Raw genomic sequence first — 14115 nt, 5'->3', positions numbered from 1 at the left:
CTTAGACTATTGAAGCTTTGATGCCAGCTGAAGTGACCCCTTCCCTCATTGGTTTCAATTCCTCATACATTCCTTTTTTCACCGAGCATTTGCCCTTGTAGTGAATGAGAAATGTACATTGCTCAGCCTGATGCACATCATGCTTGCACACTTTTACCAGCGTGTTAATGACATGATCGAAAGTGTTAAAGTCATCGTTGTAAACCATGAGATCGCGCAAACTCTCACTTCCGATATCTTCCCCTGTCTGAATTTCTTCCTCAATCGCTATATCAAAATCAGTACTCATATCTCTTTGATTAACTGCAAAACTAATAATTGCCGAACAACCAGAGTTGCTTTGTAATTTGCAACCGCATTTTAATAACAAACACAATGAATCCGATTTTCGTTGGCTCGATCATTCTGGGATATTTTATTTTATTGATTGGGATCTCCTGGATCACCTCCAAAAATGCTAAATCCACTGACTTCTACACTGCTAATCGTGAGTCCAAGTGGTACCTGGTTGCCTTCGGAATGATTGGAGCTTCTCTTTCCGGAGTTACATTCATTTCTGTTCCGGGAGAAGTTGCCAATACAAACTTTCACTATTTCCAGGTCGTGCTCGGATATCTGGTAGGCTATTTTGTAATTGCCAGGGTTCTTCTGCCCCTATATTACAAACTCAACCTGGTTTCCATATACACCTATCTGGAACAGCGTTTTGGGTTTTGGGCATATAAATCTGGTGCTTTCTTCTTTTTAATCAGCCGTATTATTGGCGCAAGCTTTAGGCTTTTTTTAGTGGCCGGCGTTCTACAGATTGCTTTTTTTGATACATATAATCTGCCATTTTGGATTTCTGTGCTGACTACTATTATTCTCATTTGGCTTTATACATTTAGAGGTGGCATTAAAACCATAGTCTGGACGGACACACTACAAACGGCATTTATGTTGGTTGCAGTTGTTGTGAGTATCCTCTTTATTAAAAACGAACTTTCCTGGACCTGGACAGAGCTATCTTCAAGCTTATTTCAGGATAGTCGATCTACCATTTTCAATTGGGACTGGCAAAGTGGCACCAACTTTTACAAACAGTTTTTTAGCGGAGCGTTTATAGCCATAGTGATGACTGGGCTAGATCAGGATATGATGCAAAAAAACTTGACCTGTAAGAATATCGGTGAAGCACAGAAAAACGTATTCTGGTTTTGCATCATTTTGGTCATTGTCAATTTCTTGTTTTTAAGTCTCGGTGTTCTGCTTTATCAATATGCGGAAATCGGTGGTATCGTCATTCCTGATCGCTCCGACAATCTTTTCCCTATGCTTGCTGTGAATGAGTTTTCAACAATCGGAACCGTAACTTTTTTATTAGGAATAACAGCTGCCGCATACTCCAGCGCCGACTCAGCGCTCACAGCGCTTACTACTTCCTTTTGCGTTGATTTTCTGGGGTTCAGAAAAGAAAACTACGAAGAACGCAAAAATCTCAGAATCGGAATTCACTTTGGGTTTTCATTTATTCTCTTTTTTGTAATTCTGATTTTTCAGGCCATAAATGACCAAAGTGTAATTACATCTATTTTCATAGCTGCAGGTTACACCTATGGCCCTCTCTTGGGTCTTTTTGCTTTCGGAATATTCACGAAATGGAATGTAAAAGATCGATTTGTTCCGCTTGTTTGCGTTACTTCACCACTATTGAGTTACCTCATTAATATCAATTCTGAAGCCCTTCTGGCCGGTTATAGATTTGGATTTGAAATATTAATACTTAATGGTCTCATAACTTTTATAGGATTATTTTTAATTCAAAAAAGCGCAAAATGAAGAAATGCATTGCAACATTAATTTTTACAATTGCTTTTCTAATCACAGACGGACAGGGTCTTCTGGTAACCGATTTAACCTTTAATTATCCCAGCGGCCCCAATGACCCGGAATTACCAGACTATTTTAGGTCATCCCCTAATCTCCTGAATAAACTAAAAGAGGATATTTCAGAAAAACTCAAAGCTAGTTTTGGAATAAAAGAAGTCACCTTCGGTGGCGAGAGTGTCTATTTTTTTGCCGGAAGTGAGGAGGATCTGTATGCCAGCCCCTCGTCTTTGTACTTAAACAAACACAAGAAAGCAATCAAAAAGGGAGGACATGATTACTACTTAAGATTTGAATCTGAAATCCAAACCAGTCAAACATTTGACCTGAGTACACAATATGCTTTTTTAATAAAAGTGAAAATTTCAGATCATAAAGGGAAAAAATTTTTTAAGAATAACGTGAAAGTCCCAATCAATATTAGCTACCCAACTACAGGTATTAGTAACAAGTTTCTTTTATCAGAAGAAGATTTCTTCAGTATTTACAATAGATGTCTGATCACGCTATTTTCTGAAGAAAATCCAAGCTTCGAGTCACTTGATTTCAGTAGACCTCCAGATCAATCAGTTTCAGAGTTTATTCTAAATGCCATAAAATTAACCTTGAATGAATATGATACCCGTAAGGCTACACTGGAAGACTCTATAATAATCAAAATTAACAGGGGGTGGGAAGAAGAAACAAAAAGTGATTTACTATTGAGTGATGAGAAACAAGTAATTCAGAGAGTTACCGTCAAAAATAATTGGGTAGCGGAATCATGGAAAGCTATCATTTCATCAAAATCTACTCAATTTTTAGGTGTATTCAACCTGAGTAATTATAGTGCTGAGATTATTCTGAAAATTGGAGCGTCTGATGAGGTGTTCAACCTTGATGACAATAAATTATCAGGGAGGTTCCTTAAAGAGCATTTTGAATTAAGGTATGACCAGCCTGCAGATGTAATGAAAGTCTTCATAAACTCTGAAATGGTTGCAGCAATGCAACCCACGAATGATTCAAAAGAGAAGCTTAACATATACCTTGCTAAAGGGCACATGAACCATTTAATGAAAATAGTATACCTACACCAACTATTTTATGAAGCTATTCGGGTAATTGATGAAGCTAATCAGGATGGGTAGATTCACAAGCCAAGTTCTGTCATAGGATCCCAAAAGTGTTTTTCGAAATCTAAAATTTGATCGTTTTTCACTTTTACCCCTTCTTTCTCCAACAGCTCTTCCATTCTAGTAGGTGTTTGAAAGTGGTTTTTTCCACTTAACACTCCAATTCGATTTACCACTCGATGAGCTGGAACATCATCCAAAGTAGATGCTCCATTCATTGCCCATCCCACCACTCTAGCGGACCGTGCTACGCCTAGATATTTGGCGATTGCTCCATAACTAGTCACCCTTCCTTTCGGTATAAGTTTTGCAACTTCATATACATCCTGAAAGAAGCTCTCCTTATCCATTTAGTCAAGCTTTGTTACCTGGCAATCTTCGAGGATATAAAAAAGATGCAATGGGTTGTCATCGTTTAGCCGAAGTTTACCCGTCACCCTAACACGTTCATCTGTAAATCGAAATTGTCTGTCTGAATAGACCTCCACCACCGTCTCCGGACCGGCTGCACCACAGAAAAAACAACTTTGATATGGGAAGCGAGAAAGTACAAAATAGTCCTGATCGCTCTCCTGCTGAAGGGGGATAATGAACCCTTCAAGGGTTAGCTCCTTCCCTTCCCGTAATTTTAGTTGTTCAGAAAATTTAGGTTGCTCAACTTCGGCACTCATAAAGTCATCATACCCCATTACAATTTCTACTGAGGATAATAATTCCCACCCTGAAAGTTGTGGTATGAATAGAAGACTTAAAAAGATTGCTAGCATAGTGTGTAACATTATTAGAACCAAAACTATCTAAAAAACGTGTTAGTGTCTTGCCTCGAGCAGGTCATAATTTTTTACTTTAGCGAACATAGAAGGACAGCAATGAGCAGCATAATAAATACAACAGAGGTTTCAAAAAAGTACATCATGGGTAGTGAGGTCATTATGGCCTTAAAATCCATTTCGATCAATATCGACCAGGGAGAATATGTTGCTTTTATGGGACCATCAGGCTCAGGGAAGTCTACCCTGATGAACATCATTGGTTGCCTGGACACTCCCACTGATGGCAGCTATGTGTTAAATAATCACGATGTGAGTGACCTGACGGAAAACGAACTTGCTGAAATCAGGAATAAGGAAATCGGATTCGTTTTTCAGACATTTAACCTTTTACCAAGAGCATCTGCTCTTGAAAATGTAGCGCTTCCACTCGTTTATGCAGGTTATAGTTCTTCAGAACGAGAAGAGAAGGCGCTCGCAGCACTTGCTGGTGTTGGCTTGGAAGACCGAGCGTATCACAAGCCAAATGAACTTTCCGGTGGACAAAGGCAAAGGGTTGCGATTGCGAGAGCTTTAGTAAATAACCCAAGTATTATCCTTGCAGATGAGCCTACTGGAAACCTGGATTCCAAAACCTCATACGATATCATGGACCTGTTTCAGGAGTTGCACGACAAAGGCAACACCATTATCATGGTTACGCACGAAGAAGATATTGCAGAGTACTCGCATCGCATTGTTCGATTACGAGATGGGTTGATTGAGTCTGATGAGGTGAATAAAAGTGTAAGAACTACTAAAGTGCCTGCATGAGTGCCAAACTCTATACAAAAACAGGAGATAAGGGACAAACTTCTCTGCTGGGAGGTAAAAAAGTTTCAAAAGCTGATTTCAGAATTGAAGCCTATGGAAATGTGGACGAGCTCAATTCATTTATCGGACACCTAAAAGATCATGATGAAGTTGAAAACCGACTGAAGCAACAACTTTACTGGATTCAAGAACACCTTTTTTCTATCGGAAGTATTCTGGCTACTGAAGCAGATTTTAAAGGCTTTGAACTTCCTCAAATCACCAAAACCGAGGTGCAGCAATTAGAGGTTTGGATTGATAAATTTGATAGCGAAGTACCTCCTTTAAAAACTTTTATTTTACCGGGTGGGCACCCTGCTGTTTCGCTTGCGCATATCTGCCGTACGGTATGCAGGAGAACCGAACGCAGCATCATTTCGTTAGCTAATCACGAGCCTATTGATGAGTCAATATTACAGTTCATGAATAGATTGTCTGATTATTTGTTCATCTTTGCGCGCGCAATCGGGCACATTTTAGGTGTACAGGAAGTGCCTTGGTCACCTAAGTCTGATTGAAATAATCCCATTTCAACCCAAAGACTGTAGCATAATGACTGAGACGTTGGATATACAAATCACCGAAACCCAATCATCTAAACTATCCGAAATCGATTTCGACAACCTCGCTTTCGGCAAGACTTTTTCTGACCACATGTTTGTGGCTGATTATAAAAACGGTGAATGGACTGATCTTCGAATCACACCCTATCAAAACCTCTCTATTAGCCCCGCTAACGCAACACTTCACTACGCACAAAGTATTTTCGAAGGGCTGAAAGCACACAAAAATGACAATGGAGATATCCTTATCTTCAGACCAGAAGCTAACGCTAAGAGACTGATCAAAAGTGCAGAACGCATGTGTATGCCGCCCGTACCTGAAGAACTTTTTATGGAAGCAATCGAAAGCTTGGTTTCTTTAGATAAAGATTGGGTTCCAAATAAGCCAGGGACTTCACTTTATATCCGACCTTTTCAGTTTGCAGACGATCCATTTATTGGAGTTCGACCTTCTGAAACGTACAAGTTCATGGTTTTGACAGGCCCAGTAGGAGGATACTATTCTGAGCCGGTAAAAGTGAAAATCGAAAAACATTTTACAAGAGCCGTAAGGGGTGGAGTGGGTGCTGCTAAGACTGCAGGAAACTATGCTGCATCATTATACCCAGCCAAGCAAGCTCAGTCACAAGGCTATCACCAACTGGTTTGGACCGATGGACAAACACATGAGTTCATTGAGGAGTCAGGAACCATGAATATCATGTTCGTGATCAATGACACACTCATCACTCCTCCAACCAGCGATTCAATTCTTCCGGGAATTACTCGTGAGAGTGCATTGATTTTGGCAAAAGATTGGGGACTGAATGTAGAAGAGCGACCTATCAAGATTGATGAAGTCATCGAAGCAATTGAGAAAGGTTCCCTGACAGAAGCATTTGGTATTGGCACTGCAGCTACTGTGTCTCATATTGCAGTAATAGGCTATGAAGGAACAGATTACGAGCTTCCTACTATAGAAACCCGTAAGACCTCTAATCGGCTGTTAGATGCGCTTACTGGCATCAAGATGGGGCAGATTGAGGACAAATATGGCTGGATCAAAAAGATTGGGTGATAAATTTCTTGACGGCTAAAAGAGGCCTATTTCCCTCCTTTGGAGGGGCTAGGGGTGGGTTAAATAAGCAACCCTTTTTTCTTTTACACCTAAAATGACCAAACCAATCTTTTTCAAAAACCCACCTCCACTCCTCCAAGGAGGAGACTTTAAGGCATTGTTTTGGACATTTTAGCATTCCTCATCCGATATTCACATTATTTATAAATTCTTAAAGACTAATGCTATCTTCGCCACTTCAATTTTAGCATGCTATGACAACAGATGAATTGAAAGATTTAAAGGCTCGTGTTAATGCCTTGAGGGGGTATCTTTGACTATGATGGTCGTAAGAAAAACCTGGAAGAATTAGAACTTGTCACCGCCCAGCCCGACTTCTGGAACAATCCTGACGAGGCGGAAAAAACCATGAAAAAAATCCAGGGCTTAAAGTCCTGGACCGAAAGCTTTGAAGAAGTAGAGACTTCACTTGGTGACGTAGAAACCCTCTTTGAATTTAATCAAGAAGGTGAAGCCACGGACGAAGAGTTGGAAGAAGCTCACAAAGCTGCTCTGACACAACTGGAAGACCTGGAATTGAAGAAAATGCTGGGAGAAGAGGAAGATCAACTCTCTGCCATGCTGCAAATCACTCCTGGCGCTGGTGGTACAGAAAGTAACGATTGGGCCGGCATCCTTATGCGGATGTACATCATGTGGGGTGAGGCCAATGGCTACAAAGTTCGTGAGGTTGATTACCAGGCAGGTGATGTAGCCGGAGTAAAATCGGTAACATTAGAATTTGATGGACCACTTGCGTATGGGTATCTTAAATCAGAAAATGGTGTACACCGATTGGTTCGAATCTCACCCTTCGATAGTGGTGGACGCAGACATACTTCGTTTGCTTCTGTTTATGTTTATCCGGTAGCAGATGATTCAATTGAAATTGATATAAATCCATCTGACATTGAACTTCACACCTCTCGATCCGGAGGTGCCGGTGGTCAAAATGTAAACAAGGTGGAGACCAAAGTTCAATTGACCCACAAACCCACTGGGATTGTTGTGGTTTGTCAGGTGGAGCGATCTCAGCTTGCCAACCGGGAACGAGCCATGCAGATGCTTAAGTCTCAGTTGTACCAAATGGAGATCGAGAAGCGAAACAAAGAGCGCGCAAATATAGAGGCTGGAAAAAAAGCAATCGATTTTGGATCGCAAATCCGAAATTATGTGTTACATCCCTACAAACTCATCAAAGATGCCAGAACCGGCTTTGAGCGGACAGATGTACAAAATGTACTTGATGGGGATTTGAATGATTATATCAAAGCTTATCTTCTTCACCAAGAAGAATAGCGTAACACCTAACCCGGTTTAATGAAAAAATATTCACTGAACTTTTGGTTACTTTCCATGAGTTCGTTTCTCTTCTTTGGTTCCTTTAACATGGTATTGCCTGAGCTGCCTGATTTTATGCGAACCTTTGGTGGTGAAGACTACATTGGTCTTCATATCACTTTCTTCACGCTTACAGCCCTCATCTCGCGACCCTTTAGCGGAAAGTTGACTGATACCTGGGGGCGAATCCCGGTCATGGTGTTTGGATGTACGGTCACGGCTGTGGTGTCATTGTTTTATCCTTTCTTCCTGAATATCTATGCCTTCCTGTTTATTCGGTTTCTGCATGGATTCTCCACCGGATTTAAGCCAACAGGTACAGCTGCTTATGTGGCGGATATTGTTCCTGTAAACAGGCGCGGTGAAGGAATGGGTATCCTAAGCTTCTTCGGAATGACCGGGATGGGGATGGGAAACTACATCGGTGGTGAAATAGCCCTTCACAGCTCCATTGAAACACTTTTTTATAGCAGTGCTGCTGTGGCTATCCTTTCCGTTGTGGTATTGGCCGGAATGAAGGAAACAGTAGAGAACAAGCAGAAATTCTCCAGGCAATTGCTTAAAATAAAGGCTGCTGATATATATGAACCTACCGTTCTGGTTCCCTCTGTTGTGATGATGTTGGTGACTTTTTCCTTTGGTGCAGCTCTTACGTTAGCTCCTGATTTGAGTGTATCACTAGGCATTGCTAACAAAGGATTATTCTTCTCTTATTTTACTGTCACGTCTCTTGTTTCAAGGGTTGTTGGAGGGCGATTGTCTGATGAGTTTGGGCGTAGGAAAGTATTGATTGCAGCCATGCTGATTGTAGGTACAGGATCTATTTATATCGGATTTTCCACTTCAGCATTTCAGCTATTTACTGGTGCACTGATCTTCGGCGCAGGTTACGGCTTATCTTCTCCGGCACTTTTTGCCTGGGCGGCAGATTTAGCTCCAGACAAATTCAGAGGCAGAGGTTTTTCTACTTTATTTATGGCCTTAGAGATAGGCATAGGTATGGGGGCCATGCTGGCCGGCCAGATCTACAATGGTAACCCTGCCAATTTTCCGATTGTGTTTACCGGATGTGGAAGCTTGGCGTTTTTAGCTTTTATTTACCTTTTGTTTAAAGGAAAGTAAAATGCCCAACCTTATATTCTGGATCTACATCATCGTATCATTTGCGAATGTCATCGCTAAAATTATTCCTTCTGAGGATTTGGATCAGTTTACCAAACCTATGCTCATGCCGCTACTTATGTTTTATGTGTATCGGTCAAGCATTGGAAAAACCACCAAACGCATCTTACTTGTGTCAGGAGCATTGTTCTTTTCATGGCTGGGAGATGTGGCGCTAATGTACCAAGCCAATGAAGCCTTTTTTATTGCCGGAATTGGGCTGTTTTTAGTCGCACAAATCATTTATGTAATAGTCCTGAGAACGTCTGCTTATCAAAAACCGTCGTTCAATCTGGTGCAAGTAATTCCATTTTTAGCTTATGGTGGTGCCCTTTTCTTCGTCCTTCTACCTGCTGGCGATTTTACCATTCCAATTTCCATTTATGGAGTGGTCATATTGACAATGGTAATCATGGCTCGTTTGAGGGAAGGGAATACTTCTCAGGAAAGTTTCAGGCTAGCATTATACGGAAGTATTCTGTTCGTGTTATCAGATTCGATTCTGGCTTTCAACGCCTTTCATACCGCGATTCCTTATGCCGGAGTGTTTATTATGTCTACCTACTGTGCAGCTCAATTATTACTTGTGAAGGGGTTGTTGAAGCACGTGGAGTAGGTTTTTAACCGCAGAGAACACTGAGATTAGCACAAAGAGATCAGAGAGGTTTTACCGCTGAGAAATTTGAGAAGTATCACAGTGAACTTAAACCACAAAGAACACGGAGATTTAACACGGAGAGCACAAAGAAACTTTGATGGAAACCTCTGAGTCCTCTGTGAGAACGCCTTAGTGGCCTCAGTGGTTAAGTCTATCCGTTAAGAAAAATTAATCCGTGTACCTGAAGCGTACCATACCTAGTGCCACATCTACATCAAAAGAAAGCAGGTTATCCGCATTGGCATCATAGCTCATGTTGACGAATACATTTTTTTCCACTTCCTCAAATCCTTTAGCAATTTTCACTGCGCACAGAGGTGAATCCCGAATTTGAATTCTAACAGGAGTGCCGTCTCTTGGAAGGAGTATCTCAAGATTTCCCGCTCCAACCGATGCATCTACATTGCATTTTTCTGTCATCTCACTATCAAAATCCAACAATACGTTTCCAAAACCAATCTTGGTAATCACATTCTTAGCGCGTGCGAGCTCCATCCTTTTGGCGACTATGGAACCAAAGTCAGCTTTCACGTAGAAAGTATCCATCTGAATGGGGTTCTTGTTTCCATCATCATAACCCACGACAATGTCTGCGCTTCCTGATTTGATTTTCAAGCGCTGAACAGAAGTACCTGTTAAATTCACATCTGCGTTACCAAATCCGTATATCAGGTTGAGTTTATAGATTTCTGACTCATTCAAATTGACCTTCCAGAAATCATTTTCTTTATCACTCCTGGATACGGCCATAGAGAAGCTGTCTCCAAACCCCGAAGAGTTGTATTCATCAAGCGCCAACTTTGCATAACATGTATTGTTTTTAACCTTATTGGCAAAGGAAGGATTGATCTTTTCCAAGTCAGGATTTCCGTAGATAGTAAGTGGATTATTGTCCGTTTCGGAGCGTTTAAGCAAACAATTGGTTGCTGTGGCTTTAAGATAAAAGTCAACGGTATCGAATTGTGTAGATTCCTTTACCGTATAAAATTTTGTAAGCTGTGCAAACGCACCCAGACTCATCAGCAGGGACGTGCCTGCTATCATTACCAACCGCAACATGGATTGTTATTACGCAAAGGGTAATTGGAGGTTACGTTTCTTCGATCTATTTGAATAAAAATCTTTTTAACCACTAAGAGAACTGAGTATTAATCACAGTGAACACTGAGAGAGATTCTCTATAGCACCTTCTTATGGGCTCTCTGAGAAACGCTCTTGCATCTTCTCTGTGAAATTCTTAGATATCTCGGTGGTTAAATAAATTAAAAGAATTCCTTCATCCGCTCGAAGAAGCTTTTATCTGATTTGCCCGGATCCGGCTGAAAGTTTGGAGATTCACGCAGTGCCTCCAATGCTTCTTTTTCATCAGCATTCAGCTTTTTAGGCGTCCACACATTTACATGAACCAATTGGTCACCTTGCCCATATCCTTCTACAGACTTTATTCCTTTACCTCTCAAACGAAGAATTTTTCCGCTTTGAGTGCCGGGATCAACTTTGATCTTGACCTTCCCATCGATTGTTGGCACTTCGATTGATGTTCCGAGTGCTGCGTCAACGAAATTGATATAAAGATCATAGATCACATTGTTGCCATCTCGTTTCAGGATTTCATGCTCAACTTCCTCAACCAGAATAAGCAAATCCCCTGGAACACCACCAGCTACCTCATTTCCTTTTCCAGACATAGAAAGCTGCATGCCGTCTGTTACACCTGCAGGAATCTTGATTGGAATTATCTCCTCCTGACGCTTTAGCCCTGAGCTATCCACTCCTGCAGCTCTGCTTTCAACCATTTGGCCGCTCCCGCCGCAAGACGGACATGTGGATGTACTCATCATTTGGCCTAGCATCGTGTTCATCACCTTGCGAACCTGACCGGTACCATTACAGCTCGAGCATGTCTGAAACTTCGTTTCAGGATCAACGATCAGCCTGTTTACCTTTATTTTCTTCTCTACGCCATGCGCAACTTCCTCAAGCGTCAGCTTCAATTTGATGCGGAGGTTGGTACCCTTACGGGTTCTTCTTCCTCCACGGCCACCACCGCCGAAAAAGCTATCGAACGGGCTGCCTCCACCGAAAATATCTCCAAACTGAGAGAAGATATCATCCATGTTCATATTGCCGCCACTGAAGCCTCCTCCGGCACCACCAACACCCTGGTGACCAAACTGATCATACCGCTGACGTTTCTGATCATTACTCAGAACTTCATACGCCTCTGCAGCTTCTTTGAATTTATCTTCAGCTTCTTTGTCGTCCGGGTTTTTATCCGGGTGATATTTAATCGCAATCTTGCGATAAGCTTTTTTCAACTCATCTTTTGATGCTGACTTGTCAACTCCTAAAATTTCGTAATAGTCTCTCTTTGCCATGCTATTGCTTCGCTCCTACAACTACTTTTGCAAATCGTACCACGGATTCTCCGAGGGTGTATCCTGCCTCTACCACATCTACAATCTTGCCTTCTAAATCTTTATCAGCAGGAATCTGGGTGATCGCTTCATGTATTTCATCATTGAAATCATCGCCCTTCTTTACTTCCATCTTTTTCAGACCTCTGTTTTGAAGCGATTTATTGAGTTTATTTTGAATCAATGTCATGCCCTCGCGCAATGCCTTAATGTCTTCGCTTTCTTCGGAGGCGTTCATTGCTCGTTCAAAATCATCCAGTACAGGGATAAGGTCTGACATCAGATCTTTATTGGCAGTGCTGATGAGATCCAGCTTTTCCTTAGATGTCCTTCTACGAAAGTTTTCAAATTCAGAGTAGAGACGCAAGTACTTATCTTTTGCTTCTCCTACCTGCTCTTCGAGCGTTGGCTCCTGGGATTCTTCAGTTTCCTCGGAAGCCTCTTCTTTGGCCTCCTGATTCTTCACTTCCTCGTCTTTATTATTCTGAGCTTCCTGCTCTTCTGCTACTTCCTGCTCTTTAGTCACTTTTTCTTTTGTTTCCTTCATTCTTTCAACATGCTTAAAGATGGTCTGAGATTGACAATTTCTTTGCCAATGCGTTTAGGTGTGCCATTATGGCAGAATTCAACCAATAAATTGATGGGAGTTGGCATACAATAAAAACAAAGGGATGAATGAGATGGATTATGACGTAATCTGACGCCAGATTTTATCTTTTAATTCCTGAATTCCTAACCCTGTTACGCTTGAAATAAACAACGTTTCAATTTCAGGCAATTCCTCTTTCATTTCTGCCATTAGTTCTTCATCCAAAAGATCTGATTTTGAAATTGCCAGCAACCGGTCTTTATCCATCAATTCCGGATTGTGTTTTTCAAGTTCACCCATAAGGATTTTGAACTCTTTTCTAATATCATTTGCATCTGCAGGGATCATAAATAGCAGAATGGAATTACGCTCAATGTGCCTCAAGAATCTGCTCCCCAGCCCTTTCCCTTCAGCTGCTCCCTCTATGATACCTGGTATATCCGCCATCACAAACGATTTGTAATCCCGATATGGAACAACTCCTAAATTTGGCACGAGGGTGGTGAAAGGATAGTCAGCTATTTCGGGCTTGGCTTCAGAAACAACCGAAAGTAGTGTGGATTTACCAGCATTCGGAAAGCCTACAAGCCCTACATCGGCCAGGATCTTCAATTCTAAAATGACCCAATTTTCAATTCCTTCTATTCCTGGCTGAGCGTATCGAGGTGTTTGGTTTGTAGGAGTCTTATAATGCACATTTCCTCGCCCACCGATTCCGCCGGAAAGCAGCACCTTCTCTTCCCCATCTTCCAGAATCTCCACCATTTTTTCGTTGGTTTCAGCGTTTCGGGCAATCGTTCCTATTGGCACCTCCAGAATTATATCTTCACCATCTTTCCCAAAGCGCTGGCCTCCCTCTCCGTTCCCTCCGTTTTCGGCAGTGATGTGCTTCTTGTATTTTAAGTGCAGTAGTGTCCAAAGCTGACTATTACCCTTGAGGATAATATTGCCTCCTCTACCCCCATCACCTCCATCAGGCCCGCCTTTTGGCACATGCTTTTCCCTGCGGAAATGCACCGACCCAGCTCCGCCATCACCCGATCGGGCGTAAAATTTTACATAATCTATAAAGTTGGATTCCATCGGTCTTTACACCTCCAGTGCAGAGACAGTCTTGTCAATATCAGCAAATATGGTTTCGATATCCCCAATACCATTCACTGTAGAGAGTCTTCCCTGCTCTTCATAAAAAGGAAGTACGTGTACGGTTTTATTGAAGTATTCACCAATTCTTCTGTCTAGCTTATCTGAAGCATCATCTGCTCTATTTTCCAGCTGCTTTCTTTTTGCAATTCTTTGTCGAACTTCATCTTCGGTAACCTTTAGTTCAATCACGGCATGAATGCTCGTGTTCATGGACTCCATGAGTGCATCAAGTGCCTTGGCTTGATCCACGGTTCGCGGGAAGCCATCAAACAAAAACCCATTAGCTTCTGGGTTTTTTTCAACCTCATGCTTCAGCATGGCAATGGTAATATCATCAGAAACAAGTTGTCCGCTATTGATGATCTCCTTCACTCGCTTACCTAGCTCTGTGTCGTTTTTTGTATGCCATCGAAACAGGTCCCCTGTGGAGATGTGACACAAACCATACTTCTCGATCAGTCGCTCACTTTGAGTTCCTTTCCCCGCTCCCGGAGGTCCAAACAAAATTACATTCAGCATACCTTCAATTTGTAAAAAGCGG

The 14115-nt window shown here is 41.7% G+C and carries 16 protein-coding genes; 8 read left to right on the top strand and 8 right to left on the bottom strand.

Annotated features, from left to right (window positions below; genetic code table 11):
* Nucleotide 1 precedes the first annotated feature (1 nt).
* Nucleotides 2-289 carry an ATP-dependent Clp protease adaptor ClpS gene (locus tag CHB71_RS08775; protein WP_089356545.1) on the bottom strand — a complete coding sequence of 96 codons (288 nt, stop codon included), beginning with the start codon at nucleotides 287-289 and terminating at the stop codon, nucleotides 2-4.
* Nucleotides 290-375: 86 nt separating this feature from the next.
* On the opposite strand from CHB71_RS08775, the gene CHB71_RS08770 reads away from it, so the two are divergent.
* Nucleotides 376-1818 (top strand): sodium:solute symporter, encoded by a 1443-nt coding sequence (locus CHB71_RS08770; RefSeq protein ID WP_089356544.1) that lies wholly within the window; start codon nucleotides 376-378, stop codon nucleotides 1816-1818.
* Nucleotides 1815-2996 carry a hypothetical protein gene (locus CHB71_RS08765; protein ID WP_089356543.1) on the top strand — a complete coding sequence of 394 codons (1182 nt, stop codon included), beginning with the start codon at nucleotides 1815-1817 and terminating at the stop codon, nucleotides 2994-2996. The genes CHB71_RS08770 and CHB71_RS08765 overlap by 4 nt, the downstream gene beginning before the upstream one ends.
* A 2-nt stretch (nucleotides 2997-2998) precedes the next feature.
* Here the strand turns inward: CHB71_RS08765 and CHB71_RS08760 are convergent, their stop codons facing one another.
* Entirely contained in the window at nucleotides 2999-3331 is a 333-nt protein-coding gene (locus tag CHB71_RS08760; protein WP_089356542.1) for an MGMT family protein, read from the bottom strand.
* Nucleotides 3332-3748: a hypothetical protein gene (locus tag CHB71_RS08755; protein WP_089356541.1), complete on the bottom strand. Its 417-nt coding sequence runs from the start codon at nucleotides 3746-3748 to the stop codon at nucleotides 3332-3334.
* Between the two features lie 102 nt (nucleotides 3749-3850).
* On the opposite strand from CHB71_RS08755, the gene CHB71_RS08750 reads away from it, so the two are divergent.
* From CHB71_RS08750 to CHB71_RS08720, 6 genes are all read left to right on the top strand, one after another.
* Nucleotides 3851-4564 (top strand): ABC transporter ATP-binding protein, encoded by a 714-nt coding sequence (locus CHB71_RS08750; protein WP_089356540.1) that lies wholly within the window; start codon nucleotides 3851-3853, stop codon nucleotides 4562-4564.
* A complete protein-coding gene (locus CHB71_RS08745; RefSeq protein WP_089356539.1) occupies nucleotides 4561-5121 on the top strand; it encodes a cob(I)yrinic acid a,c-diamide adenosyltransferase in 561 nt (186 codons plus the stop codon). Before CHB71_RS08750 ends, CHB71_RS08745 begins: the two co-directional genes overlap by 4 nt.
* A gap of 34 nt (nucleotides 5122-5155) precedes the next feature.
* Nucleotides 5156-6223, top strand: coding sequence for a branched-chain amino acid aminotransferase (locus tag CHB71_RS08740; RefSeq protein WP_089356538.1), 1068 nt, complete (start codon nucleotides 5156-5158; stop codon nucleotides 6221-6223).
* 254 nt (nucleotides 6224-6477) lie between these two features.
* A protein-coding gene (gene prfB / locus CHB71_RS08730) for a peptide chain release factor 2 (RefSeq protein ID WP_144017377.1) occupies nucleotides 6478-7561 on the top strand; the annotation gives its coding sequence in 2 pieces (ribosomal slippage) (nucleotides 6478-6537 and nucleotides 6539-7561; 1083 coding nt in all).
* A gap of 21 nt (nucleotides 7562-7582) precedes the next feature.
* A complete protein-coding gene (locus CHB71_RS08725) occupies nucleotides 7583-8725 on the top strand; it encodes an MFS transporter (RefSeq protein ID WP_089356535.1) in 1143 nt (380 codons plus the stop codon).
* A gap of 1 nt (nucleotide 8726) precedes the next feature.
* Nucleotides 8727-9380 (top strand): lysoplasmalogenase, encoded by a 654-nt coding sequence (locus CHB71_RS08720; RefSeq protein WP_089356534.1) that lies wholly within the window; start codon nucleotides 8727-8729, stop codon nucleotides 9378-9380.
* 210 nt (nucleotides 9381-9590) lie between these two features.
* Here CHB71_RS08720 and CHB71_RS08715 read toward each other — a convergent pair whose 3' ends face one another.
* The 5 genes from CHB71_RS08715 to CHB71_RS08695 form a co-directional block, all read right to left on the bottom strand.
* Nucleotides 9591-10466, bottom strand: coding sequence for a hypothetical protein (locus tag CHB71_RS08715; protein ID WP_144017376.1), 876 nt, complete (start codon nucleotides 10464-10466; stop codon nucleotides 9591-9593).
* A 218-nt stretch (nucleotides 10467-10684) separates the two neighbouring features.
* Nucleotides 10685-11800, bottom strand: coding sequence for a molecular chaperone DnaJ (gene dnaJ, locus CHB71_RS08710; RefSeq protein WP_089356532.1), 1116 nt, complete (start codon nucleotides 11798-11800; stop codon nucleotides 10685-10687).
* Nucleotide 11801: 1 nt separating this feature from the next.
* On the bottom strand, nucleotides 11802-12386 hold the full coding sequence (locus CHB71_RS08705) for a nucleotide exchange factor GrpE (RefSeq protein ID WP_089356531.1): 585 nt from the start codon (nucleotides 12384-12386) through the stop codon (nucleotides 11802-11804).
* 138 nt (nucleotides 12387-12524) lie between these two features.
* On the bottom strand, nucleotides 12525-13511 hold the full coding sequence (gene obgE / locus CHB71_RS08700; protein ID WP_089356530.1) for a GTPase ObgE: 987 nt from the start codon (nucleotides 13509-13511) through the stop codon (nucleotides 12525-12527).
* 6 nt (nucleotides 13512-13517) lie between these two features.
* Nucleotides 13518-14093: an adenylate kinase gene (locus CHB71_RS08695; protein WP_089356529.1), complete on the bottom strand. Its 576-nt coding sequence runs from the start codon at nucleotides 14091-14093 to the stop codon at nucleotides 13518-13520.
* Nucleotides 14094-14115: the final 22 nt, after the last annotated feature.

The sequence above is a fragment of the Ekhidna lutea genome (assembly GCF_900188325.1).
GTDB classification, from domain to species: domain Bacteria; phylum Bacteroidota; class Bacteroidia; order Cytophagales; family Cyclobacteriaceae; genus Ekhidna; species Ekhidna lutea.
The sequence above is the reverse complement of the archived record's forward strand: the minus strand, read 5'-3'. Positions and strand labels throughout refer to the sequence as shown.